The organism is Nocardioides panacis, from assembly GCF_019039255.1.
In the GTDB taxonomy this organism is placed as follows: domain Bacteria; phylum Actinomycetota; class Actinomycetes; order Propionibacteriales; family Nocardioidaceae; genus Nocardioides_B; species Nocardioides_B panacis.
Genome location: NZ_CP077062.1, coordinates 3769962 through 3793659, shown reverse-complemented (window position 1 = coordinate 3793659; position 23698 = coordinate 3769962). Strand labels below are relative to the sequence as shown.

Genomic DNA, 23698 nt, shown 5'->3' with positions numbered 1-23698 from the left:
GCCCACATGGCTGAGTTGTTGCGCGTACCGGAGGTCGCCGCCGGAGCCACCGAGGTCGTGCTGTCCGAGTGGCTGGTGAAGGCCGGCGACACCCTGACCGCGGGGGCCGCCGTCGCCGTCGTCGAGACGGAGAAGGCGGTCGTCGAGATCGAGGCGCCGTCCGGCGCCGTGCTGCTGCGCCTGCTGGCGGAGAGTGGGACCGAGGTCGAGGTCGGCGCGCCGCTGGCGCTGCTGGGGACAGCGGCGGAGCTGGACGCGGACCTCGACGCGATCCTCGAGGACCTCGGCTTCGTGGGCGGGAGCGCGAAGCCGGCGCCGCCGCGGCGGGAGGTCCCCGAGGCCGAGGCGGAGTCCCCGAGCCCGGGGCAGGGTGCACCACCCCAGGACCTGGACAGGGTCTCGGAGGCATCCCCGCGCAGCCCCGAGGGACCGGCCGGCTCCACACGCCTCTTCGTCAGCCCCATCGCGCGCAAGCTGCTCCGCGAGGCGGGGCTCTCTCCGGAGGGGCTGACCGGGTCGGGGCCCAACGGGCGGATCGTTCGCAAGGACGTCGAGGCCGCGCTCAAGGACCCCGCCCGTCAGCGGGCCTCCGCCGAGCAGCCGGCTGCCGAGCGGCCCGTCGCGGCCGTCCCCGCGGAGCCGACCGCAGGCGGTGCCGCCCAGGGCTTCGAGGAGGTGCCGCACACACGGTTGCGACGCGCCGTCGCCGCCCGGCTCACCCAGAGCAAGCAGGAGATCCCGCACTTCTACCTGAAGGGCGAGGCCGTCATCGACGAGCTGTCGGGCCTTCGGCAGCAGCTGAACGAGCACTCGCCGGTCAAGCTCTCCGTCAACGACTTCGTGCTGCGCGCCGTCGCGGTCGCCCACACCCGGGTGCCGGACGCGAACGTCGTGTGGACCGACGACGCGATGCGCCGGTTCGAGCATGTCGACGTCTCGGTCGCCATCGCGTCGGAGCGGGGCCTCGTCACTCCCGTGCTCCGCGGCGTGGAGGGACGCTCGCTGTCGTCGATCTCGGCCGGGGTCAAGGCCTTCGCCGCCGCCGCCAACGAGGGGCGGCTGCAGCAACGGGACCTCGAGGGCGGAAGCATCAGCGTGACGAACCTCGGCATGTACGGCGTCACCGAGTTCTCGGCGATCATCAACCCTCCGCAGTCCGCGATCCTCGCCGTCGGCGCCGCGCGTCAGGTTCCGCGGGTGGTCGACGGGCAGGTCGGCGTGGCCACCGTCATGGAGCTGGTGCTCTCGGTGGACCACCGAGCCATCGACGGAGCGCTGGCCGCCCAGTGGATGCAGGCGCTGGTCGCGGCCCTGGAACACCCGCTCAGCCTCGTGGTCTGACGGGTCCCTGCAGCCCCAGCCACCAGCGTGAGCCATTCGAGGAGCGGACCAGATGAGCGAACCGACCGACAACTTCGACGTCGTCGTGCTCGGCGGTGGCAGCGCCGGCTACGCCTGCGCGCTGCGGGCCGGACAGCTCGGCCTCTCGGTCGCGCTCGTCGAGCAGGACCGGCTGGGCGGGACCTGCCTGCACAACGGCTGCGTCCCCACCAAGGCGCTCCTGCACGCGGCCGAGGTGGCCGACTCGACCCTGGAGGGGCACCTGTACGGCGTCCTGTCGTCGTTCGACGGCATCGACATGGCACAGGTCAACGCGTACAAGGACGGCGTGGTGAGCCGGCTCTACAAGGGCCTGCAGGGACTCGTGAAGGCCGGCGGTGTCACCTACGTCGAGGGTGCAGGGCACGTGACGTCCCCGACGACCGTGGACGTCGACGGACGCACCCTCACCGCCAAGCACCTGGTGCTGGCCACCGGGTCGTACCCCCGGACCCTGCCCGGCGCGGAGCCGACCCAGCGGATCGTGACGAGTGAACAGGCGCTGCAGCTCCAGGAGGTGCCGGCGCGGGTCGTCGTCATCGGGGGGAAGTGTGATCGGGGTGGAGTTCGCGTCGGTGTGGCGTTCGTTCGGTGCCGAGGTCACGGTCGTGGAGGCCTTGCCGCACCTGGTGCCCCTCGAAGACGTGGCGATGAGCAAGGTGCTCGAACGCGCCTTCCGCAAGCGCGGCATCCAGCTCCGTCTCGGCGCGACGGTGGACGTCGTGAAGGAGACCGGGTCCGGGGTCTCCGTCGGTCTCGCGGACGACGTCGAGATCGAGGCGGACGTCGTCCTGGTGGCGATCGGTCGCGGGCCCGCCTCGTCCGGGGCGGGGTTCGAGGACGCGGGCGTGACCCTCGACCGGGGCTGGGTGGTGACCGACGAGCGCCTGCGCACCAGCGCAGCCGGTGTCTACGCCGTGGGTGACCTGGTGCCGGGACTCCAGCTGGCGCACCGAGGGTTCGCGCACGGCATCTTCGTGGCCGAGGACATCGCCGGCCTTGCCCCTGAGCCCGTCGAGGACCGCCTGGTGCCGCGGGTCACCTACTGCGACCCCGAGATCGCCTCCGTGGGACTCACCGAGGCCCAGGCACGGGAGCTCTACGGGGACGTCGAGACGAGGGAGTACAGCCTCGCCGGGAACGGGAAGAGCCAGATCCTCGGCACGAGCGGCCTGGTGAAGCTGGTCCGAGAGATGAACGGTCCCATCGTCGGCGTGCACATGGTGGGCGCCCGGATGGGTGAGCAGGTCGGCGAAGCGGCCCTGATGGTCAGCTGGGAGGCCTTCCCCGAGGACATCGCCCGCTTCGTCCACGCCCACCCCACCCAGAACGAGGCGTTGGGCGAGGCCGCCCTGGCGCTCGCCGGCAAGCCGCTGCACGACCACGCCTGACGAAGTCCGCGCAAGAAGACAGCTCCGGGAGGAAGAACATGGTCTCGTTCGGGGACATGCACCACGTGGGGATCACCGTCCGCGACCTGGAGGAGTCCCTGCTCTGGTACGAGCAGACCTTCGGGGTCCAGCGTGAGTTCGTGGCCCACGGGTCGGGGCCGGACCTGTCGACGGCCGTCGGCGTCCCGGACGCTGAGCTCAGCTTCGCGTTCCTCCGGTTCGGCTCCTGCGTCGTCGAGCTGCTGTGCTACGACAACCCGCGCACCGAGGAGAACGAGCGGTCCAACGCCGACGTCGGCAGCGCGCACGTGTGCATCGACGTACCCGACCTGCGGGCGACGTACGAATCCCTGCTGGGCAAGGGGATCGAGTTCCTCGCGCCACCGCTCGACATCGAGGACGGGCCGCTGGCCGGCTGCTCGTTCGTCTACTTCCGCGATCCCAACGGAGTCACGCTGGAGCTCTTCCAGCAGGCCGCTCCGTCGCACTGAGCGCTCGCGACTCGTCAGTCCGCCGTCGTCACGGCGTCGAGCAGCGCGCCGACGTTGTCGATCCCGGCCGGTCGGTCGCCCGCCTCGATCAGCCGTGCCAGCCGCACGGTCGCCTCGTTGGCAGGGGTGGAGCCGCCGAGCCGGGCCTGCTCGCGCACCACGAGACCGTTGATCTCCTCCACCTCGCTGCGACGGTCCTTCATCCAGTCCTGCAGCACCGTCGTGCGGGTCTCGGGCAGGGTGAAGTCGGTCAGGACCGCGTCGAAGAGCTGCTCGACGTAGCGGTCGGGGTCCTCGGTGAGTGCGTCCGCCATCCCGAAGATCGGCCGCGGCGCGACACCAAGGGCGATCGCCGTGGTCAACGCCTCCCGGCCCGCCTGCACCATGAAGTCGCGCATGCCGGGTACGGCGACCGCGTCGGCCAGGGCGAGGTCGAGGATCGCGGACGGCACGAGCTCGGCGGCGTTCACGACCAGCTTCATCCACTTGGAGGCGCGGATGTCGTCAGAGACCTCCACGGTCCCCGCGTGCGCGAGCACGGCGGCCACGGCCTCAGCCCGGTGGTGGGCGTCCGGTTCGATGCCGCCGAGGGCGAACCAGGAGCGGTCACGAGGGCTCTGCCGCTCGACGACGCCCGGGACGAACATGTTCGAGGAGATCTCGATGACCGCACCGAGCGTGCGCTGAGGCCCCACCACTTCCGCGATCGTGTCGACCGTCATCCCGTTCTGGACGCCCACCACCAGACCGTCCGGAGCCACCAGAGGCTTGATGAGCTCGCAGGTCCACCGTGTGTCGTACGCCTTCACCACGACCAGGACGAGGTCGAAGGGGCGACGCAGGGTGGCGACCTCGCACAGGTGCAGGACGGTGAGGCCGCTCGTCGTCTCCACCGAGCCTGGCATCTCGACCCGGAGACCGTGTGACCGCATGGCCTCCACGTGGGCCGGCCACTGCTCGATGAAGGTGACGTCGAGACCTGCGTTGACGAGATCGGCGCCGATGGACGCACCGTTCGCTCCGGTGCCCAGGACGGCGATGCGCATGGCTGTCATCCCCGGCCGCTGCCGGTGAGCTCGTCGCGGACGAACTCGAGCTCGCGGGTGACGTAGTCGGTGATGTCGCCGGTCTTGAGGTGCTCCGGCAGCACGTCCCACGTGTAGGTCTCGATCTCGAGGTGGTCCGACAGCGGTGTCGCCCGGTGCACCGCGAGTGCCTGCTGCACCGCGAAGCGCGTGGTGCGGAACGGTCCGAGCTCTTCGAGGAACACCGGGACGTGGAAGTGCGTCCGCATCTCCGCGACGCCCGCCCCGGGTTCCTGCTGGAAGGCGTCGAGCGCCTCGCCCAGGTTGAGAAACTTGGTGACCGCGCCGTCGCGCCGCAACGTCGTCTGGCTCAGGTAGATCGTGTCGGTGAAGACGCGCAGCTGCGGAACCAGGTCGGCAGTGAGCTCAGGGACCCACAGCGCGGCGGCCTCCTGCAGCTTGAAGATCGGGATGCCGGCGTCCGTCAGCAGCCGCAGCGAGTGCGGGATGTCCTCGAACCCGACGGACTGGTGGCCGATGTCGAAGACCACGCCGAGGTGCCGACGCATCAAGCCCTCCGCCTCGGAGAGCGGTGCTCCGCACAGGCTGGCGAGCTCCGCGACGCCGGCGGGTGCGTGCAGCCGCTCACGGAAGAAGGCCACGGTCTGCTCCGTCGTCTCCAGGAAGCACGCCGGCTCGGGCTCGAGGGCCAGCTTCACCCGGCGTCCCGTGGCTGCCTCCAGCGACACCAGATGGGCCACGACACGGAGCAGGTTGGTGGTGAACCGGGCGACGTACGGATCACCGCTGACCTTCGGCATGAAGGCCAGCGGGGCGGTCTGGATGCTGGGGCTGATGCCGGGCGGGGAGATCTCGGCAAGGATGTCCGCGACCTGGTTGGTGTAGGTGACCCGCTCCTCGGTCGTCCAGTCCGGCTCGTAGACGCGTTCCATGACCCTGTCGCCCTTGAAGGGCCCGTAGGGGAACGCGTTGACCGTGTAGACGTACATGTCGTGCTCGGTGAGGAACCCCGTGAGCCGGGCCCGCTCGTCGCTGCTCTCGGTGAGGGTGGCGGCCGACGAGGCCGAGATGCGCAGCGAGACCCCGAACGGTTGGTCGGGGGCTACCCGCGCCTTCACCTGGGGGAGGTACGTCTCGAGGCTGGCGCGCATGTCCTCCCACGTGTCACCGGCATGGACCAGCGTGGAGTACGAGAGATGTCCGAGGCCGTTGCCGAGATCCATGACGCGGTGTCCCTGTCTGCCGTGCGTCTCAGCTGGGCAGAGCCGCGCGCAGCAAGTGCCAGCGGAGTGAGACCAGGGTTAACGCTGTTCAGCGAGTGTGAACATCACGCTAAGGTCGCCGGCGGGAGGTGTCAAGGCGCGGTCGAAGGACTCAGTGCGCGTGGCCGTGCACGAACCAGATGCCCTCGAACACCTCGGTGCCGACGTTGCGCAGCACGTGCGGGATGGACGAGTCGAACCCGAGCGACTCGCCGGCTCGCAGGGTGAAGACCTCGTCGCCGACCTCCACCTCGACCTCTCCAGAGAGCACGTAGCCGTACTCGTAGCCCTCGTGGGCGACCAGCTCGCCGCCGTCCGTGGTGTTCGCGCCCGGGCCGTAGGAGATCTTCATGAAGTTCACGGCGTGCTCGGGGGTCGCGGCCAGCCGCTCCCACGTCACGCCCTCCGCCATCGTCAGGTGGGGCCGGTGCGAGGGATGGACGACCGAGACGCGGTTGGAGTACTCGGACGGCTGCCAGGCGTGGATGGGATCCATGCGGCCGTTGCCGGTCGCGACAGCGGAGGCGGTGGTGACCTGGGCAGCGACCACGCCGCTCGGCGCGGACGCGCGGTGGTCGAACAGGTCGTCGATGGAGATGTCCAGAAGCTGGGAGAACGAGTACAAGGTGGCCACGGACGGCTGTGACTTGCCGTTCTCGATCTGCGAGATGAAGGACGGCGACACGTTGGCCTGGCGGGCCAGCTCTCGCAGTGAGAGGCCCTGCTTCAGGCGAATGCTCTTGAGCCGCTCACCGAGATTGTCCATGGAAACCCTCACGTGGTCACTCATCCCTGGCACGCGCAGAGTGCGTGAGGTCGATGTGCTGGCGCGATGCTAGCAGTCTCGTTACTGCCGCATCGGGCGTGGCGACGTGCGGGAGCGCTCGAGTGTCGAGGGGGTCGACCCGGTCGGACGTGGTGACACGTCCGCGGCCGTAGCGTTTAGCCACAGAGAACAGTATAGTCGCTTCGTTCCGCTATTGGACAGTGTCAGAGAACGTTTCCGTCTAGGTGATCGAGGTCGTGCCGTGGAATCAGCAGCGGGTGGAAGAAGGGCGCTCGTGGTGGGCGTCACCGGGATCGTCGGTCAGACCGTGGCCGCCAAGCTCGTCGGACTGGGCTGGGAGACGTTCGGACTGTCTCGGAGCGGTGGGTCACCGTCTCCGGCGGTCACGCCGGTGAAGGCTGACCTGAGCGATCCCGAGGGCCTGGCACGAGCCCTGGACGGGGTCCGGCCGGAGATCGTCGCGGTCACCGCCTGGACGCGGCAGGAGACCGAGGCAGAGAACATCGCAGTGAACGGGGGAGCGGTGCGCAATCTCCTGGCGGCGCTGGAGCCCGCCGCCTCGGTCCGGCACGTGGCGCTCATGACGGGTCTGAAGCACTACCTCGGCCCCTTCGAGGCGTACGCCACCGGGGTCATGGCAGACACGCCCTTCCGCGAGGAGGAGCCGAGGCTGGACTCGCCCAACTTCTACTACGCGCAGGAGGACGAGGTCTTCGCCTCCGCCCGTCGCAACGGCTTCACCTGGAGCGTGCACCGCTCGCACACCGTGTTCGGGTTCGCCACCGGCAACGCGATGAACATGGTCCTGACGCTCGCGGCGTACGCGACCATCTGCAAGGAGCTCGGCAGGCCGTTCGTGTTCCCCGGCTCCGAGACCCAGTGGAACTCGGTGACCGACGTGACCGACGCCGGCCTGCTCGCCGACCAGATCATCTGGGCCAGCGCCGACGACGCCGGGCACGACCAGGCCTTCAACATCGCCAACGGGGACGTCTTCCGCTGGCGCTGGCTGTGGCCGCAGATCGCCGAACACTTCGGGCTGAAGTGGGAGGGGTTCGAAGGACGACCCCGCACCCTGGAAGCCAGCATGGCGGGCATGGAGCAGGTGTGGCACGACATCGCGACGCGACACGGGCTGGTGGAGCCTGACCTGAACCGCATCGCCTCCTGGTGGCACAGCGACGGAGACCTGGGACGCAACATCGAGGTCCTGACCGACATGAACAAGAGCCGCAAGGCCGGCTTCCTCGGGTTCCGCGACACCCGCGACAGCTTCTTCGACTACGTCGAGCAGTACCGACAGGCGCGGATCATCCCGTGACCGTCGGCACCGGCGCGTGACAGAGGTCAGCCCCGCTCGGACCACGACTGGTCCGGACGGGGCTGACGTGCTCCGGGCTGCTGGTCAGCCGGTCAGTGCACCCTCGAGCTCGAGGTGCGCCTTGATGGTCGACTCGGGATGGTGAGCCGCGTCCAGCGCGTCGAGTGCCTCATCGATGCCGAAGCGTTGGGTGACCAGCGGAGACAGGTCGATTCCGCTGTTCGCCAGGAACCGCAGCGTCTCGGGCCACACGCCCGGTGAGCCGATGGATCCCGTGATGCGCAGCTCCTTGGACTGGATGAGCCCGAGCTTCGCCGGTGCCTCCTGGCCGACGTCGATCCCGATGTAGCCGACCCGGCCCTGGAACGCGACCAGCTCCAGGGCACGTGCCATCACGTCCGGGCGGCCGCTGGCCTCCAGGACGAGGTCGGCCCCGCGTCCCCTCGTCAGTCCGTCCAGCGCGGTGTCGAGCTCGTCGGGTCCGACAGCGAGCGTTGCACCCAGTGCTTCTGCCGCCTTCCGGCGGTCGGCGGAGGGCTCGGCCACCACGACCCTGGCCCCCATCGCGGCGGCTGCCGCCGTGACCGCCAGACCGACCGGACCCGCACCGAGCACGACGACGGTGTCGCTGGCGTCGACGCCGCCGGCCCGCACGATCGCGTAGTAGGCGACGCTGAACGGCTCGACCAGGGCCCCCATCGTGTGGGACAGCTTGTCGGGCAGGTGGTGCAGCCAGCCGGGCTTCGCCACGAAGAACTCCGCCGCGGCGCCACTGATCGAGAAGCCGAAGTGGTCGGCGCCGATCACGCACTCACCGACCACGCGATCGCCGGGCCGGAACCCCGTCACCTTCGGCCCGACGGCCACCACCTCACCGGACCATTCGTGTCCCGGGATAAGGGGATACTCGAACGGGATGATGTAGCGGCCCTCGAGCAGGTCGATGTCGGAGTGGCAGACCCCGACGGATCGTGCTGCGACCAGCACCTCGTCGTCGGCGATCGTCGGTGTCGGGAGCTCTGCGACGAGCGCACGGCCGCGTTCGGCGTACTGCAGTGCCTTCATTCGTCCTCCATGGAAGCTCGGCCCGCGTCAGCGGGCGTTGACAAGCACCTTGACCTGGTCGCCGGTTGGCGACAGGAGCGTCTCGAAACCCTTCGCGACGATGTCGTCCATGGCGATCTGGTCGCTGACCACCTTGTCGACGGGCAGCCGCCCGCTGGCCACCAGGCCGATGATGCGAGGCCAGTCCGTGACCGGGTAGCACCAGGTCCCGGCCAGGGTGATGTCGTGCTCGGACAGCACCATCGGGTCGATCGCGGCCGCCTTCGTGTGCAGGCCGGTCTGGGAGATGCGACCTGCGGACCGAACGGCCGTCAGCGCGGTCTGCAGGGCGCGCTCGTTGCCGGAGCACTCGATCACGGCGTCGACACCGATGCCGTTCGTCTCGTCCTTGACCCAGGCGGTGACGTCGACGCTGGAGGGGTCCAGGACGTCGCCGACGTCGAGGCTCGTCGCGAGGGCCGCCCGGGTGCCGTTGACCTCGGAGACGATGACTCGCGCGCCGAGCGAGAAGGCGTAGAGCGCCGCCAGGGCACCGATCGGTCCCGCGCCCGTGATCAGCACGGTGTCGCCCGGCCGCACTCCCGCGGTGTCCACGCCGTACGCCGCCACGGCGGCCGGCTCGATGAGGGCACCCTGGAGGTCCGAGACCCCGTCCGGAAGGACGCTGACGTGGCTCGCGGGAAGAACCGCGAGCTCCGCGATCCCTCCCCAACCGAAGCTGAGACCGACGCACGCCATCGAGACGCACAGGTGGTTCAACCCTCGGCGGCAGTAGTAGCACTCGCCGCAGTAGAGCAGCGGCATGACCGACACCCGCTGGCCCTCCTTGACCGACGTCACCCCGGCGCCGACCGCCACGATCTCGGCCGAGAACTCGTGTCCGAGGATCTGTGGCAGCTCGGAGCGGTTCAGCGGGTGCGGGCTGGAGGGAATCACGATGGGGCCCATGGCGAACTCGTGGAGATCGGTCCCGCAGATCCCGCACCAGTACGGTCGCACCAGGACCTCACCCGGTCCCGGCCCGGTGGGTGACGTCACCTCCTCGACGCGGATGTCGTGGTCGCCGTAGAACACTGCTGCTCTCATCGGAGTGGCCTTTCACTTGCTGAAGGGATGTCGATCTTCGAGTCCGTCGACGCCGGTGAGAGGCTGGGGTCGAACAGGACCTTCCCCTCCAGACGTCCCGTGGACAGTCGCTCGAGCTGCTCGCCGAGATCGTCGAGGGGGTGGACGGAGTCCAGGAGCTCGTCGGCGAGCCGGGTCGTGGCAAGGACCTCCAGGGCCGGCGCGAGGTCCTGACCGCAGACGTGGGCGAGCGTGGTGACCACCGTGATCTCCCGCATCACCAACGAGTGGACGTCCACCTCCTGCTGCCGGGAGGGCAGACCCACCTGGAGGATGGTCCCGCCGTTGCGGACGAGGGAGAGGGCGTTGTTGAGCTGTCCGGGAGCCCCGCTCGCCTCGATGACGATGTCGACCGTCTGCGGTCCCAGGGCGTCGACGAGTGCGTCGCCGGCGTCCGGTCCCGCTGCGAGGGTCCGGGTCGCGCCCAGCCGGGCAGCCCGCTCCAGCCGGCTGCCGGGGAAGTCGATGACGGTCAGGTCGACGTCGGCCAGGTATCCCAGGCCGACCTGCGTGAACGACCCGATGGCGCCGGCCCCGATGAGGACGACGTGGTCCCCGGCGCGTGCTCCGGTTCTGCGGGCTGCGTGGAGCCCGACGGCAAGGGGTTGGGCAAGGCCCGCGCTGTCGACGGAGAGTCCGCCCGGGATCGGGACGAGGCTGGTCTCCGGCACGGCGGCGTACTCGGCCATCCCGCCGGCGGTGTTGAGGCCGAGCGTGTAGTAGCGACGGCAGAGGTTCGTCCGACCCTCACGACACCGATCGCACTCGCCGCACGACACCCCGGCGCCGCAGGCCACGAGGTCGCCCACCGCGAACCGGCCTCCACCGGGTGCGGACTCGACGACCTCGCCGACGAACTCGTGCCCGGGAATCATGGGGCCGACGTGACCGGTCACCGGGTGGCGGCGTTCCACCGGGAAGAGGTGCGGTCCCGCCGACCACTCCGTGGCGTCGGTGCCGCACATGCCGGTCCTGACCACCTTGAGCAGCACCTCGCCCGTGCGGGGTTCGGGCACGGGGACGTCCTCGATGCGGACGTCGCGACTGCCGTGGTAGACCGCGGCCTTCATCAGGGATCCGCCGGGGGTCACTCGTCACCCCGCCCGGCAGCGGTGTTCAGGTGTGACTGGGAGCTGCGGAGCGAGGGAAGCTGGCCGCCGACGGAGAAGTAGCGTTGACCGGCGACCAGGAGCTCCTCGGCCGGGAACTTCGTGACCACCTCGCAGCCGGTGGCCGTGACGACCAGCTCCTCCTCGATGCGGGCCGCACCGATCCCGTCCGCGGAGGGCCAGTAGGTCTCGAGCGCGAAGAACATGCCCTCCTTCAGGACTTCCGGGTGGTCCAGCGACACCAGACGCGAGAAGATCGGCTTCTCCCAGATCGACAGGCCGACTCCGTGTCCGTACTGGAGGGCGAATGCGGCCTCCTCGTCCGGGAACCCGAACTCCTGTGCGGTGGGCCAGACCTTGACGATGTCCGCGGTCGTGGCACCGGGCCGCACCAGCGCGATGGCTCGATCCATGTACTCCCGGGCTCGGATGTAGGCGTCGTTCTGTGCCGTGCTCGCTGACCCGACCGCGAACGTGCGGTAGTAGCAGGTGCGGTACCCGTTGTAGCTGTGCAGGATGTCGAAGAAGGCCGGGTCGCCCGGGCGGATGATGCGGTCCGAGTAGACGTGGGGGTGCGGTGAGCACCGCTCGCCGGAGATGGCGTTGACTCCCTCGACGTACTCCGACCCGAGGTCGTACAGGGTCTTCGACACCAGTCCCACGGTCTCGTTCTCCCGGACACCCGGACGAAGGAACTCGTACAGCTTGTCGTAGGCCGCGTCCACCATCGAGGCCGCCTGGGTGAGCAACGAGATCTCGTCACGGGTCTTGATGGATCGTGCCTCGAGGAACACCTGCTGGCCGTCGACGACGTCGATGCCGGCCTGCTTGAGCGCGAACAGGATCGGCAGCTCGATCACGTCGACCCCGAGCGGCTCGCCGAGGACACCGAACTTCTCCAGCTCCCGCTTGATCTTGCGCGCAACCTCCTCGGCGATCCCGGCATCAGGGTGGAAGGCTCCCCTCAGGGTCGAGATGCCCGCGCGGGCACCCGACTCCGCCCGGGGGCGCACGGCTCCGTGGTGCGGAGCGTGGGGGTCGGCGTCCATCTCGGCCGTCGTAGTCGACAGCCACGGGTTGTAGAGCTGGTGGTGCTTGGCCGCGGAGCCGAAGTCCCACATGATCGGGTCGGAGTTCCGGGTCAGCAGGCAGAAGCGGATCATCTTGTCCATCGCCCACGTGCCGATGTGGGTCGCGGACATGTAGCGGATGTTCGAGAAGTCGAAGGCCAGGACGGCGCCGAGCTCGGAGCTCTCCAGCTGGGTCTTCAGTCGCGCCAGGCGCTCGGTCCGCAGACGATCGAAGGAGATCCGATCCTCCCAGTCGACCGCGTTCGTACCGAAAGTTGCTGTGCTCATGGTGGGGTGACGCCTCTCAGTGCCGTGAAGTGCGGTCAGACAAGGATCATTCCGCCTTCGATGGGGATGACTTGGCCCGTGATGTAGTCGGAGTCCTCGGCGGCGAGGAAGACCGCCGTCGGCACGATGTCAGCGGGTTGGGCAGGGCGGCCGAGCAGGATGCCGGCGGCCATGGAGTCGAAGCCCGAGTCGCCCGCGCCCATGGCGGCGAGGTCGGCGTCGAGCTTGGTCCACAGGGGAGTGGCGACCACGCCCGGGGCGAACGCGTTCACGGTGATCCCGTGTCCCGCGAGGGCGCGGGCCGCCGATTGGGTCAGTGAGATCACGGCAGCCTTGGAGGCGCTGTACGGCGCGAAGTCGGCGAATCCGGTACGCCCGGCGATGGACGCGGTATTGATGATCTTGCCGGAGGACTTCTGTGCGAGGAACTGGTGCGCAGCCTCTTGCGTCCCGATCAGCACCCCCAGAGCGTTGACCCGCATCACCGTCAGGAAGTTCTCCTCGGTGACGTCGAGGAACCGCATCGGCGTGTTCGTCCCCGCGTTGTTGAAGAACACGTCCAGGTGTCCGAACTCCGACACCGCGAGCTCGACGGCGGCGCGCACGGACGCACGCTCGGCGACGTCGACCGCCACCGCCAGCGCGACCCCACCCCGGGAGCGGATCGCCTCGGCGGCGGCGCGGGCGCCGGCCTCGTCGAGGTCCGCGACGACGACGTGGGCGCCCTCGGCTGCGCACCCGCTGGCGATGGCCGCACCGATGCCGCTGGCGCCCCCGGTGACGACGACGGTCCGGCCTGGAAGTCGTGCGGTCACCGGGCAACCCTCTCGAGGAAGACTGTGCAGTGTTACTGCACATCGCGTAGGTCGACATTGAACCTGTGGGTGAACGGATGTGTCAAGAGTGTCGGCGCTCACGGTGGTGAGCGGGTGGTCGACTGGGCTACGTTCACCACCACTACACCTCCCGGGGCCGGCGCGACGCCGTGCAGCGAGACTCGGGATCCGTGCCGACCAAGGAGAGAGCCGTGGCTGAGCTGGGATTCGTCGGACTGGGCGTGATGGGCACCGCCATGGCGCGGCGGCTCCTCGCCGCAGGACATTCGGTACACGTGTGGAACCGGAGCCCAGGTCCGGTGGACGCGCTGGTCGCCCTGGGTGCGCACCGCGCCGACACGGTGGAGCAGGCACTGGCTCCGGGCCTGGTCTGCTCGATGCTGGCCGACGACGAAGCGGTCCAGAGCACGTTCACGGCGGAGGTCCTGGCCCTCGCCCCTCCCGGTGCCGTGCACGTGAACCATGCGACCGTCAGCGTGCAGGCGGCAGACCTCCTCGCTGCCCGGCACGACGCAGCCGGCGTCGCGTACGTCGCCGCGCCGGTGCTCGGTCGCGCCCCGGTGGCGGAGGCCGGGCAGCTGAACATCGTCGCAGCGGGAGAGCCGGGTGTGATCGAGAAGATCCGTCCGGTGCTCGACACGCTGGGCAAGCGAACGTGGGTGGTGGGAGAGCAGGCGCGGCAGGCGAACCTGGTGAAGATCGGCGTCAACTACAACCTCATCCACGCGCTCCAGGCGCTCGCCGAGTCGATCACCCTGGTGGAGCGGGGCGGCGTCGACGGCCCTGCCTTCGTCGAGATCCTGACGGACGTCGCCTTCGCCGGATCGGCGTACACCGGATACGGCAACCTGATCGCGACCGGCACCTACTCCCCGCCGGGGTTCACCGTCGGTCTCGGCCGCAAGGACCTGTCGTTGGCAGAGGCGGCGGCGGACTCGCACGGGGTGGTGCTCCCCACCCTTCCCGTCCTGCGGAACCTCTTCGACCGGGCGCTCGCCGACCCCGGGCTGGCCGGCTTGGACTGGTCGGCCGTCGCCGAGGTCACGCGTCGGCTCGCACGCACGCCCTCGTAGGTGGCGCGGGACTGCACGGCGAGGGTGTTTCGGAAAAAATCAGAAACCCCTTGTGAACACCTCGGCCCATCCGTAAAGTCACGCTCAACACGAGTGACCCGGGACACAGCCACCAGAGTGACGTCCATCTGACATGGGGAGACCATGGTCGACGCAGCACAGCAGGAGACCCGCCGCCTCGCACGCGGACGCGTCTCGGTCTCGAAGGGCTTGGCGACCATCGGGTCGGCCACCGTCCTGCTCTTCGTCATCAGCGCGGTGGTCGAGCCGGCCAGCGTGTCCCCGACGTCCCTGTCGGGCATGCTGCCGATCGCGGCCGTTCTCGCCATCGCCGGGCTGGGCCAGATGCTGGTGGTACAGCAGGGCGGCATCGACCTCTCCGTCGCCGGCGGCATCTCGCTGTCGCTCGTGATCGTGACGCACATCCCGGACGGTGACGACTCCAAGCTGCTGCCGGCCATCCTGCTCGCCCTGCTGTTCGCGATCGCCGCGGGTGTGCTGAACGGCGGCCTGATCGGCGGGCTGGGCCTGAACCCGATCATCGCCACCCTGGGGACGAACGCGCTCCTCTACGGCGTCAACCTGGGGATCTCCGGCGGTCGCCCGCGGATCACCACCCACCTGCTGGGTTCCGTCGCAGGTGGGTCCACCCTCGGCGTCCCGCACTCGGTGTTCTTCGCGCTCGTAGCGCTCGTGGTGGTGTCGTTGTCGGTCAAGGCCACCGTCGCGGGCCGGCGCTTCGAGGCCATCGGCGCCAACCCCCGCGCCGCGCGAGCCATCGGCCTGCGGGTGAGGTCCCACCAGTCGCTGTCCTACGTCTGGGCCCAGCTCCTGTACTGCCTGGGTGGCATCCTCATCGCAGGCATCACGTCCCAACCGATCGCCTACGCGGGCGACACGTTCCTGCTGCCCTCCGTGGCGGTCGTCGTGCTCGGCGGGACGTCGCTGCTGGGCGGACGCGGCTTCCCCCCTGGCCACCGTGGTGGCAGCGGTGTTCCTGCAGCAGCTCACCCAGCTCGTGGACGTCCTCGGTGTCTCACCGGCCATCTCGCCGCTGGTCCAGGCAGCCGCCCTGGCCGTCGGTGTCTCCCTCTACACCGTGAACTGGGGCGCCGTCTGGGCCTCGCTCACCAGACGACGGCGACCCGTCGCCGTCGCGTCCTGATCCCCGCTCCTCGCTCCACCCCTGGACCCAAGCCCCCATCTGCGTGACGTCAGCCACGTACCTCGAGAAGGACAGACACATGACAAGTCGTACCAAGCTCGCAACGGTCGGCCTCGTGGCCAGCACGTTGTCCCTGGTCCTCGCCGGCTGTGCCGGGTCGAGCTCGGGCAACGGCGCCGACAACGGGAAGGTCACCCATGTCGCCGGCGCCCCGGACTGGTGTGGCACCAAGAAGATCTCCTTCGCCCTGCTGGACGGGTTCGGCGGCAACAGCTGGCGGCTCGTGACCACCGCCTCGGGCAAGGATGAGGCGTCCAAGTGCCCGAGCGTGACGAAGTTCCAGTACGCCGACGGCCAGGGCAACGTGCAGAAGTCGATCTCCGACATCAAGGGCATGGTCTCCACGGGCGTCGACGCGATGGTCGTCTTCCCTGACGCGGGCAAGGCGGTCCTCCCGGCCCTGACCAGCGCCTACAAGGCCGGGGTCGTGACCGTTCCCTACCGGGTCGACCCCGGCGGCAAGGCCGGCGAGAACTACGACGCGTGGATCGGCAGCGACTTCTCCAACGACGGCGTCAACTGGGCGAACTGGATCAAGGAGGCGGTGCCGAACGGCGGCAACATCCTCTTCCTCGGTGGTCCGGCCGGCAACAGCCAGAGCGTGAGCGAGTACGAAGCCCTGCGCAAGACCCTCCCCGACAGCTACAAGTTCATCGGCCAGACGCCGTTCCAGCCCACCAACTGGGACCCGACCAAGACCCAGCAGCTGCTGACCGCCGACATCGCGAAGTACCCCAAGATCGACGTGATCGTCTCCGACTTCGGGCCGACCCTCGTCAGCTCCCTGCCGCTGTTCCCCAAGAGCGGCCGGGACATCCCGGCGCTGGCCACGTCCGACGGCAACTCGTTGAGCTGCTTCTGGAAGGACAGCCAGGCGGCCAGCCCGTTCAAGATGATGACGGTGGCCACCGGGAACGACAACGTGCGGCTCGCGGTGCAGGTGGCCGTCGCGAAGGCGACGGGCGGCAAGGTCCCGACCGCCGACTCGTTCAAGGCGCCGATCTTCGAGGACTCGATCAGCAAGAAGCCGAACGACGTCCAGTGCAACCCCAACCTCCCCGGTGACACCTACCTGTCCGCGCAGATGCCCGGCGCGGAGCAGGCGAAGCTCGGGAAGTAACACCAGGGGAGCAGCCCGGGGGCACGCTGCTGAGCCGGTCGGGTCGGGGACGCCCCCGACCCGACCGGCCGGGCCGCCGAAGATCCTCGACCACGAAAAGGATGACTGTGATCAAGACCGACGCGCCAGACACGATGACCGAGACGCTCTCCCTGGCGAACATCTCGAAGAGCTACTCGGGTGTCGCCGCGCTGACGGACGTGTCCGTGCACATCCGCCCGGGGGAGGTGCACGCCATCCTCGGTGAGAACGGAGCCGGCAAGTCGACGCTCATGAACGTGGCGACCGGTACGACGCAACCGGACTCGGGATCCATCGTCTTCGAGGGACAGGCTGTTCACTCGCTGGACCCCAAGCTCGCCACCACCCTCGGGATCGCGATCGTCCACCAGCACCCGGCGGTGCTTCCCGACATGACGGTCCTCGAGAACCTCCAGGTCGCGCTCCCGGCCTCGGTGTTCCGGGACGGTGGCGCGCACGAGGTGGCGCAGCGACTGATCGACGAGGCCGGGCTGCGGGTGCACCTCCACGACCGTGTCGAGACGCTGACGCTCGCCGAGAAGCACCTGCTCGAGATCGTCAAGGCCTTCGCCGTGCGTCCCAAGCTGCTCGTCCTCGACGAGCCCACCGCGCCGCTCGGGGCCGACGCCGTGGACGCGCTCTTCGAACGGGTCCGCGGGGTCGTGGCTGCGGGGACGGCGGTCATCTACATCACGCACCGCATGGCCGAGGTCCGGGAGCTCGCCGACCGGGTGACCGTGCTGCGGGACGGCCGCCTGCGGGGCACCTCTGCGGTCGCCGACATCAGCGACGACGAGCTGCTGGCGCTCATCATCGGGCGCAAGCTCGACTCCACGTTCCCGCCGAAGCACGACGCGGACGTGGACCAGCCGGCGAACTTCGTGCTCGAGGACCTGACGGGACCCGGGTTCGCCACGGTCAGCGCCTCCGCCCGCCGCGGGGACATCATCGGCATCGCCGGAGTGGTCGGCAACGGTCAGAGCGAGCTGCTGCGCGCGCTGGCCGGCCTGGAGTCGTTCTCCGGGCAGGTGGCGGTCGAGGGCGCTGCGCTGTCCTCCGGCAACCTCCTCCACCGAGCGGCGTACATGCCGGCCGACCGGCACGCCGAGGGGCTCATGATGAGCCTGTCGGTGCGTGAGAACGCGGCCGTCTCGGCGCTCAGCCGGTTCAAGCGAGGCTTCCTCATCGGTCGTGATGCCGAGGTCGCGGCTGTGCACGACTCCCTGCAGTCCCTGTCCGTGAAGGCGCCGTCGATGGAGGCGCAGGTCGCGGCGCTGTCGGGCGGGAACCAGCAGAAGGTCGTCATCTCCCGGGCCCTGCTGTCCGACCCGGTGATCCTGGTGGCGGACGAGCCCACCCAAGGCGTGGACATCGGTGCGCGCGCCGAGATCTACACGATCCTCCGGGCAGCATCGCGCGACGGCATCCCGGTCGTGGTCGCGTCCTCGGACGCCAAGGAGCTGGAGGGGCTCTGCGACCAGGTCCTGGTCATGTCCCGCGGTCACGTCGTCGCCACGTTGAAGGGCGACGAGGTCACCGAGGAGCGCATCGTCTCGGCCGCGGTGACCTCGACCGCCGAGGTGGTCGCCGTGGCCGCGGCCCAGCGCAAGACGGCTTCCTCGCGGTTCCGTCGGTTCATCCTCGGCGACTACACGCCGACGGTTCTCCTGCTCTGCGTGATGGTGGCGCTCGCGGCGTACATCGTCCCCGAGAACGACAGATACCTCTCCGCGTTCAACATCACGAACCTGCTGACCGCGGCGACGGCGTTGGGGTTCATCGCCCTGGGGCAGAACATCGCCCTGCTGACCGGCGGGATCGACCTCTCCGTCGGCCCTCTCGCGGGATTCCTGGTGGTGATCGCGTCGTTCTTCGTCAACGACGGCAAGTCGATGGGCACCGTGCTGCTCGGACTGGCGATCATGCTGGCGGTGGCGGCCTTCGTCGGACTCGTGAACGGCTGCCTCATCCGGTTCGGCAAGTTCACCCCGATCGCGGCGACGCTTGCGACGTACATCGGGCTGGGCGGGTTCGCCTTCCTGTTGAGGTCGACCCAGGACGGCTACATCAGCCAGTCCTTCCAGTCGGCCGTGAACTACTCCTTGGGCGCTGTCCCGGTCGCCTTCATCGTCTTCCTGGTGATCGTGATCGGCCTGGAGTTCGCGCTCCGCCGCCGTCCCTGGGGCTGGAAGCTGCGGGCCGTCGGGTCGAACGAGGAGTCCGCGCGACGGATCGGCATCAAGGTCAGCAGGACCGTGGTGCTCGCGTACGTCGCCTCGTCCCTGTTCGTCTTCCTCGGGGCGCTGATGCTCATGGGGCAGTACGGGATCGGCGACCCGTCGCAGGGATCGGCGTACACGCTGACCAGCATCACCGCGGTGGTCCTGGGCGGCACCAGCCTCCTGGGCGGCCGGGGCACCTTCGTCGGCACCCTCGCCGGCGCGGTGCTGCTGCAGCAGGTCCTGAACGCGACCGGGTTCCTGGGGCTGGGCTCGACGGCGCAGTACTACTTCCAGGGCTTGCTCATCCTCGTGGCAGCGGTCGTGTACACCCTGGCCCGGTCCCGACGCACGAAGCGGACCCTGGTCACCTGACAGGCGGCGGCCGCAGCGCATCGCCCCGGTAGGGGTACCACCGAGCACGACGTCCTCGACCAGGAGAAGCCTGCATGCACATCACGTCCGAGGACGAGGAGCGCCTCGTCGCGTCCGTCCCCCACGCGCTCTGGATCGACGGTGCGCGCGTCGGGGCCGAAGGCGGCCGTACGTTGCCGGTCCACGACCCGGCTACCGGTCGCATCCTGTGCGAGGTCGCCGACGCCTCCGTGGCGGACGGCCGGCGCGCCCTCGACGCCAGCGTGCGGGCCCAGGAGGCCTGGGCGGAGACGGCCCCCCGTGAGCGGGGCGAGATCCTCAGGCGTGCGTTCGACCTGATGATCGCCCGGGCGGACCAGCTCGCCCTGCTGATGACGCTGGAGATGGGCAAACCGCTCGCCGAGAGCCACGGCGAGGTGAGGTACGCCGCGGAGTTCCTGCGCTGGTTCAGCGAGGAGTCCGTCCGCATCGCGGGGCAGTACGCCACGTCCCCGGACGGCGCGACGCGCCTGCTCACGCTGAAGCGGCCGGTGGGGCCGACGCTCATGATCACCCCCTGGAACTTCCCGCTCGCCATGGGAACCAGGAAGATCGGCCCGGCCGTCGCGGCCGGCTGCACCATGCTGGTCAAGCCGGCGGCGCAGACGCCGCTGTCCATGTACGCCCTCGCCGAGCTCATGCAGGAGGCCGGGCTTCCCGATGGCGTCCTGAACGTGGTGACCACCTCGACGAGCGGGGCCGTGATGGAGCCCCTCATCCGCGACAGCAGGGTCCGCAAGCTCACCTTCACGGGATCGACCGACGTCGGGCGCCGCCTGGTCGAGCAGTCGGCGGAGCAGCTCCTGCGTGTGTCGATGGAGCTCGGCGGCAACGCCCCGTTCCTGGTCCTCCCGGACGCAGACCTCGACGACGCCGTGGACGGTGCCCTGCTCGCGAAGATGCGCAACATGGGGGGAGGCGTGCACGGCGGCCAACCGGTTCCTGGTCCACGAGAGCGTGGTCGAGCCGTTCACGGCCCGGCTGGCGGAGCGCATGGCTGCCCTCCGGGTCGGGCGCGGGACCGAGGCCGGCGTCCAGGTGGGGCCGATGATCGACGCGCCCTCGCGCGACAAGGTCGCGTCCTTGGTGGACGAGGCGGTTCAGGGCGGGGCCGAGGTCGTGGTCGGCGGTCGACCTGCCGAGGGACCCGGGTGGTTCTACTCGCCGACCGTGCTGCGACACGTGTCTCCGGACGCAGCGCTCCTGGAGGAGGAGATCTTCGGACCGGTTGCTCCGATCACGGCGTTCCAGACCCTGGACGAGGCCCTTGGGCTGGCGAACGCCACGGAGTACGGCCTCGTTGCGTACGCATTCACGCGCGACCTGGACAACGCCGTTCGCCTGGCCGAGCGGCTCGACACGGGGATGGTGGCCATCAACCAGGGAGTGGTCTCGAACCCTGCTGCACCCTTCGGCGGGGTGAAGGCCTCCGGATTCGGTCGTGAGGGAGGCCGCGAAGGCATCGAGGAGTATCTGGAGACACGCTACGTGGGCATCCGGCCGCGGTGACCGCATGACGGAGCAGATCGGGATCGTCGGCGGCGGCATCGTCGGACTCGCCCTAGCGCGGGCGCTGGCCCGCAGCCGCGACGCCGAGGTGACGGTCCTGGAGAAGGAGACCCGCGTCGCCACCCATCAGACGGGACGCAACTCCGGTGTCGTGCACGCCGGCCTCTACTACCCGCCGGGGTGGTTGAAGGCGGAGCTGTGCGCTCGCGGGCGCAGCATGACGCGGGAGTACTGCGAGGAGAAGCACCTTCCCTACCGCGAGGGGGGGTGATCGAGCCGCACGTGAGAGGCTCCGCCGCTCTGCACTCGCCCCGCACCGCGGTCGTTGACTTCGCCGCGATCGCGGAGGCGATGGCCGACGACGTACGAGGGGCTGACGGGCACGTCCTGTTGCGGCACGAGGTCGTCGGGATCCACTCGCAGCTCGACCGTCTGCTCGTCAGGACGAGCGGCGGGGACCACCACTTCGACCGGTTGGTGATCTGCGCAGGGTTGCAGTCCGATGTGGTCGCTCGGATGGTAGGTGCCTCACCCGCCCCGCGGATCCTGCCCTTCCGGGGTGAGTACTGGGCACTCGTCCCTGACAGGCGCGCTCTGGTGGCGGGGATGGTCTACCCCGTTCCCGACCCTCGATACCCGTTCCTGGGCGTGCACTTCACCCGAGGCGTCTACGACCAGGTCACCGTAGGCCCGAACGCCGTTCCTGCGCTGGCCCGAGAGGGCTACCGGTGGCGGGACGTGTCGGGCCGTGACCTGTGGGAGATTGCCACCTGGCCCGGGGCCCCAGCCCTGGCGCGGGAACACTGGCGCACGGGCTTCAAGGAGATCGGCAGCTCGGTCATGAAGTCGCGTTACGGGCGAGAGGCCAGACGCTTCATCCCGGAGCTGCAAAGCCAAGACCTGCAGGCCAAGATCGCGTCCGGGGTGCGTGCCCAGGCGTGGAACCGGGACGGATCGCTCGCCGACGACTTCGCGGTCGACACCCTGGGAGCGGTCACCCTCATCCGGAACGCACCCTCGCCGGCGGCCACCTCGGCCATGGCAATCGCTGAACATCTGATGCGAGAACACGTCCTCTGATGGTGGGGAGCACGGGCTCCTCGCCATCGGCTCCGGCGTCGCTGTTCTGATCAGAGCGGATGGTTGCCGTGGCTGGGCTGACCTCGTCCGTGCCAGGGCCGCGTGCACCAGGTCAGGCTGGTGCACCCGGGGGATGGGCCGCCTTCCGTACTACCCCTCTCGCTGATCGGACGACGTCGCTTCGGCCGGCACGAACGCATAGCGCCAGTACCGGATGAGACCCGTCATGCCGATGCCCAGCCAGACGAGGTTGAGCCCCACGGACGGCCAAGCGTCGTTGGCCGCGGAGTTGATGAGCAGTCCCAGACCACCAAGGACGTTCATGGCCGCGGACGTCCGCGTGCGCACGGACAGGGTCCCGCCTGCTGCCAGCGCGTAGGCGAGCACCAACGTGCCTGCCCCGGCCCAGCCGATGACATCGATCAGGGTCGTCACGAGCACCTCTCTCTCGTAGAACATGGGCGTGGGCCGCCCCTGGGAGTTCGCGCCAGGCACGCAGCATGCTCGAAAGGACACACCGGTGCCAAGCGGAACCCCCGGCCGTGCCCGATCAACCGGCCATGCTCACGAGCGGCCAGGACCCTTGGATCTGCCGTCAGCGTCCAACGGCTCCGCTCCGTCGCCCAGCAGCCACTCGCGGACCTCAGCGGTGTCCGCTCCGAGCTGCGGAGGTGGACGGTGGTAGACCACCGGGTTCTGCGACAGCCGCAGGGGACTGGCGAGCGTCTCGATCGTGGGCTCGCCCACGGGCCCCGTGAAGCTGGCTGTCGGTTCGAGTCCGAGGTCCGAGGCCAGGGCGATGGCTTCGGCGATGTCGTTCACGGGACCGCACGGTATGCCGGCGTCCTGCAGCACCTGCGTCCAGTGAGCCACCGGCGCCGCCCGCAACGTGGTCTCGAGCTCCCTGATCAGCTCTCGACGGTTCGCCACGCGGCCGCCGTTGGCGCGGAACCGCTCGTCACCCGACAGCTCGGGCCGCCCGATGGCACGGGCAAGGGTGTGGAACTGGCGATCGTTGCCGACCGCCACGGCGATCGGGTTGTCCTTCGTGGCCAGCGTCTCGTACGGGGCGATGCTCGGATGCTGGTTCCCCATCGCGGCCGGCGGCGGACTCCCATTGATGTAGGCAGCGCCCTGGTTGACGAGGGAGGCGATGAGGCTGGACAGCAGGTTCACCTCGACCAGCTGGCCCCTTCCCGTGTTGTCCCGGTGACGCAAGGCGGCCTGGATCGAGATGGTGGCGTGGAGGCCGGTCAGGACGTCGACGAGGGCGACCCCGACCTTGGTGGGCTCCCCGTCCTCGGCACCCGTGATGCTCATCAGGCCGCCGACGGCCTGGACCACGAAGTCGTACCCGGGGAGGTGCGCGCCGCCGGTGCTGCCGAATCCGGTGACCGAGCAGTAGACCAGTCGTGGATGGGCGGCCAGCAGCGACGCCGAGTCGAGCTTGAAGTCGGCGAGCTTGCCCGGACGGAAGTTCTCGATGAACACGTCCGACCGCTCGACCAACGTGTGCGCAAGCTCGAGGTCCGCCGGATCCGTCAGGTCCAAGGTCACGCTGCGCTTGTTCCGGTTCACGCTCGTGAAGTACGTGCTCAGGGAACCGACATGGGGAGGGCCCCACGAGCGGGTGTCGTCACCTACTCCCGGACGCTCGACCTTCACGACCGTTGCGCCCAGGTCGGCCAGGAACATCGACGCCAGCGGCCCGGCCAGGACTCGGCTGAAGTCCGCCACGACCAGACCCTCGAGTGGGCCCGCTCCTGTCCCCGTGCCCTGGTCCATGTCCGGTTCTCTGAACCCCATCACGCGTGCTCCCGACGTTGATGTGCAATGAGCGTGGATGAATCCCTTGTCAGATCCCTG

Annotated in this window: 21 protein-coding genes and 2 pseudogenes; 13 read left to right on the top strand and 10 right to left on the bottom strand. The window is 69.4% G+C overall.

What is annotated here, in order from left to right; translation table 11 throughout:
• The first annotated feature begins 6 nt into the window (after positions 1-6).
• From KRR39_RS18525 to KRR39_RS18515, 4 genes and pseudogenes are all read left to right on the top strand, one after another.
• Entirely contained in the window at positions 7-1341 is a 1335-nt protein-coding gene (locus KRR39_RS18525; RefSeq protein ID WP_216938937.1) for a dihydrolipoamide acetyltransferase family protein, read from the top strand.
• Positions 1342-1393: 52 nt separating this feature from the next.
• A pseudogene (locus KRR39_RS26600) lies at positions 1394-1867 on the top strand (FAD-dependent oxidoreductase); the annotation flags it as partial.
• A gap of 73 nt (positions 1868-1940) precedes the next feature.
• Positions 1941-2771: an FAD-dependent oxidoreductase gene (locus KRR39_RS26595; protein ID WP_254185250.1), complete on the top strand. Its 831-nt coding sequence runs from the start codon at positions 1941-1943 to the stop codon at positions 2769-2771.
• Between the two features lie 38 nt (positions 2772-2809).
• Positions 2810-3262, top strand: coding sequence for a VOC family protein (locus KRR39_RS18515; RefSeq protein ID WP_216938936.1), 453 nt, complete (start codon positions 2810-2812; stop codon positions 3260-3262).
• 14 nt (positions 3263-3276) lie between these two features.
• On the opposite strand, the gene KRR39_RS18510 is transcribed toward KRR39_RS18515, so the two are convergent.
• From KRR39_RS18510 to KRR39_RS18500, 3 genes are all read right to left on the bottom strand, one after another.
• Positions 3277-4308 carry a ketopantoate reductase family protein gene (locus KRR39_RS18510; protein WP_216938935.1) on the bottom strand — a complete coding sequence of 344 codons (1032 nt, stop codon included), beginning with the start codon at positions 4306-4308 and terminating at the stop codon, positions 3277-3279.
• 5 nt (positions 4309-4313) lie between these two features.
• Positions 4314-5531 (bottom strand): metabolite traffic protein EboE, encoded by a 1218-nt coding sequence (eboE, locus tag KRR39_RS18505; protein ID WP_216938934.1) that lies wholly within the window; start codon positions 5529-5531, stop codon positions 4314-4316.
• Between the two features lie 151 nt (positions 5532-5682).
• Positions 5683-6336, bottom strand: a complete 654-nt coding sequence (locus tag KRR39_RS18500; RefSeq protein ID WP_216938933.1) for a helix-turn-helix domain-containing protein — start codon at positions 6334-6336, stop codon at positions 5683-5685.
• Positions 6337-6442: 106 nt separating this feature from the next.
• Between KRR39_RS18500 and KRR39_RS18495 the strand changes: the two genes are divergently transcribed.
• Positions 6443-7678, top strand: coding sequence for an SDR family oxidoreductase (locus KRR39_RS18495; RefSeq protein WP_367303681.1), 1236 nt, complete (start codon positions 6443-6445; stop codon positions 7676-7678).
• Positions 7679-7762: 84 nt separating this feature from the next.
• Here the strand turns inward: KRR39_RS18495 and KRR39_RS18490 are convergent, their stop codons facing one another.
• From KRR39_RS18490 to KRR39_RS18470, 5 genes are read right to left on the bottom strand one after another with little or no spacing between them, the layout of a single operon-like run.
• Positions 7763-8743 (bottom strand): zinc-dependent alcohol dehydrogenase, encoded by a 981-nt coding sequence (locus KRR39_RS18490; RefSeq protein WP_216938931.1) that lies wholly within the window; start codon positions 8741-8743, stop codon positions 7763-7765.
• Between the two features lie 27 nt (positions 8744-8770).
• Positions 8771-9829 (bottom strand): 2,3-butanediol dehydrogenase, encoded by a 1059-nt coding sequence (locus KRR39_RS18485; RefSeq protein WP_216938930.1) that lies wholly within the window; start codon positions 9827-9829, stop codon positions 8771-8773.
• A complete protein-coding gene (locus tag KRR39_RS18480; protein WP_216938929.1) occupies positions 9826-10938 on the bottom strand; it encodes a zinc-dependent alcohol dehydrogenase in 1113 nt (370 codons plus the stop codon). Before KRR39_RS18480 ends, KRR39_RS18485 begins: the two co-directional genes overlap by 4 nt.
• Positions 10939-10955: 17 nt before the next feature.
• Complete coding sequence (locus KRR39_RS18475) at positions 10956-12335, bottom strand: M24 family metallopeptidase (protein WP_216938928.1); 1380 nt, start codon at positions 12333-12335, stop codon at positions 10956-10958.
• A gap of 35 nt (positions 12336-12370) precedes the next feature.
• The gene (locus tag KRR39_RS18470; RefSeq protein WP_216938927.1) at positions 12371-13150 is read right to left on the bottom strand and encodes an SDR family NAD(P)-dependent oxidoreductase; all 780 of its coding nucleotides are present in this window, start codon (positions 13148-13150) and stop codon (positions 12371-12373) included.
• 170 nt (positions 13151-13320) lie between these two features.
• Here KRR39_RS18470 and KRR39_RS18465 point away from each other — a divergent pair, with 170 nt between their 5' ends.
• The 8 genes and pseudogenes from KRR39_RS18465 to lhgO all read left to right on the top strand — a co-directional run bounded on the left by KRR39_RS18465 (position 13321) and on the right by lhgO (position 21832).
• Positions 13321-14244: an NAD(P)-dependent oxidoreductase gene (locus tag KRR39_RS18465; protein WP_302053511.1), complete on the top strand. Its 924-nt coding sequence runs from the start codon at positions 13321-13323 to the stop codon at positions 14242-14244.
• A 144-nt stretch (positions 14245-14388) separates the two neighbouring features.
• A complete protein-coding gene (locus tag KRR39_RS18460) occupies positions 14389-15456 on the top strand; it encodes an ABC transporter permease (RefSeq protein ID WP_216938925.1) in 1068 nt (355 codons plus the stop codon).
• 32 nt (positions 15457-15488) lie between these two features.
• The gene (locus tag KRR39_RS18455) at positions 15489-16589 is read left to right on the top strand and encodes a substrate-binding domain-containing protein (RefSeq protein ID WP_216938924.1); all 1101 of its coding nucleotides are present in this window, start codon (positions 15489-15491) and stop codon (positions 16587-16589) included.
• A gap of 101 nt (positions 16590-16690) precedes the next feature.
• Positions 16691-19204, top strand: a complete 2514-nt coding sequence (locus KRR39_RS18450; RefSeq protein WP_216938923.1) for an ATP-binding cassette domain-containing protein — start codon at positions 16691-16693, stop codon at positions 19202-19204.
• A gap of 74 nt (positions 19205-19278) precedes the next feature.
• Positions 19279-20097 (top strand): annotated as a pseudogene (locus KRR39_RS26310) (aldehyde dehydrogenase family protein); the annotation flags it as partial.
• A gap of 103 nt (positions 20098-20200) precedes the next feature.
• On the top strand, positions 20201-20752 hold the full coding sequence (locus tag KRR39_RS26305; RefSeq protein ID WP_367303680.1) for an aldehyde dehydrogenase family protein: 552 nt from the start codon (positions 20201-20203) through the stop codon (positions 20750-20752).
• Between the two features lie 4 nt (positions 20753-20756).
• Entirely contained in the window at positions 20757-21023 is a 267-nt protein-coding gene (locus KRR39_RS25135) for an FAD-dependent oxidoreductase (protein WP_254185249.1), read from the top strand.
• Positions 21020-21832: an L-2-hydroxyglutarate oxidase gene (gene lhgO / locus KRR39_RS18440; protein ID WP_254185248.1), complete on the top strand. Its 813-nt coding sequence runs from the start codon at positions 21020-21022 to the stop codon at positions 21830-21832. Before KRR39_RS25135 ends, lhgO begins: the two co-directional genes overlap by 4 nt.
• 150 nt (positions 21833-21982) lie before the next feature.
• Here lhgO and KRR39_RS18435 read toward each other — a convergent pair whose 3' ends face one another.
• Positions 21983-22291, bottom strand: coding sequence for a CBU_0592 family membrane protein (locus tag KRR39_RS18435; protein ID WP_216938922.1), 309 nt, complete (start codon positions 22289-22291; stop codon positions 21983-21985).
• Positions 22292-22396: 105 nt separating this feature from the next.
• Positions 22397-23617 (bottom strand): CaiB/BaiF CoA transferase family protein, encoded by a 1221-nt coding sequence (locus KRR39_RS18430; protein ID WP_216938921.1) that lies wholly within the window; start codon positions 23615-23617, stop codon positions 22397-22399.
• Positions 23618-23698: the final 81 nt, after the last annotated feature.

What these genes read in the sequence shown, in the direction of transcription:
- KRR39_RS18525 (WP_216938937.1), top strand. Translation starts at nt 7, where the DNA reads ATGGCTGAGTTGTTGCGCGTACCGGAGGTCGCCGCCGGAGCCACCGAG.
- KRR39_RS18515 (WP_216938936.1), top strand. Translation starts at nt 2,810, where the DNA reads ATGGTCTCGTTCGGGGACATGCACCACGTGGGGATCACCGTCCGCGAC.
- KRR39_RS18510 (WP_216938935.1), bottom strand. Translation starts at nt 4,308, where the DNA reads ATGCGCATCGCCGTCCTGGGCACCGGAGCGAACGGTGCGTCCATCGGC.
- eboE (WP_216938934.1), bottom strand. Translation starts at nt 5,531, where the DNA reads ATGGATCTCGGCAACGGCCTCGGACATCTCTCGTACTCCACGCTGGTC.
- KRR39_RS18500 (WP_216938933.1), bottom strand. Translation starts at nt 6,336, where the DNA reads ATGGACAATCTCGGTGAGCGGCTCAAGAGCATTCGCCTGAAGCAGGGC.
- KRR39_RS18490 (WP_216938931.1), bottom strand. Translation starts at nt 8,743, where the DNA reads ATGAAGGCACTGCAGTACGCCGAACGCGGCCGTGCGCTCGTCGCAGAG.
- KRR39_RS18485 (WP_216938930.1), bottom strand. Translation starts at nt 9,829, where the DNA reads ATGAGAGCAGCAGTGTTCTACGGCGACCACGACATCCGCGTCGAGGAG.
- KRR39_RS18480 (WP_216938929.1), bottom strand. Translation starts at nt 10,938, where the DNA reads ATGAAGGCCGCGGTCTACCACGGCAGTCGCGACGTCCGCATCGAGGAC.
- KRR39_RS18475 (WP_216938928.1), bottom strand. Translation starts at nt 12,335, where the DNA reads ATGAGCACAGCAACTTTCGGTACGAACGCGGTCGACTGGGAGGATCGG.
- KRR39_RS18460 (WP_216938925.1), top strand. Translation starts at nt 14,389, where the DNA reads ATGGTCGACGCAGCACAGCAGGAGACCCGCCGCCTCGCACGCGGACGC.
- KRR39_RS18455 (WP_216938924.1), top strand. Translation starts at nt 15,489, where the DNA reads ATGACAAGTCGTACCAAGCTCGCAACGGTCGGCCTCGTGGCCAGCACG.
- KRR39_RS18450 (WP_216938923.1), top strand. Translation starts at nt 16,691, where the DNA reads ATGACTGTGATCAAGACCGACGCGCCAGACACGATGACCGAGACGCTC.
- KRR39_RS25135 (WP_254185249.1), top strand. Translation starts at nt 20,757, where the DNA reads ATGACGGAGCAGATCGGGATCGTCGGCGGCGGCATCGTCGGACTCGCC.
- KRR39_RS18435 (WP_216938922.1), bottom strand. Translation starts at nt 22,291, where the DNA reads ATGTTCTACGAGAGAGAGGTGCTCGTGACGACCCTGATCGATGTCATC.
- KRR39_RS18430 (WP_216938921.1), bottom strand. Translation starts at nt 23,617, where the DNA reads ATGGACCAGGGCACGGGGACAGGAGCGGGCCCACTCGAGGGTCTGGTC.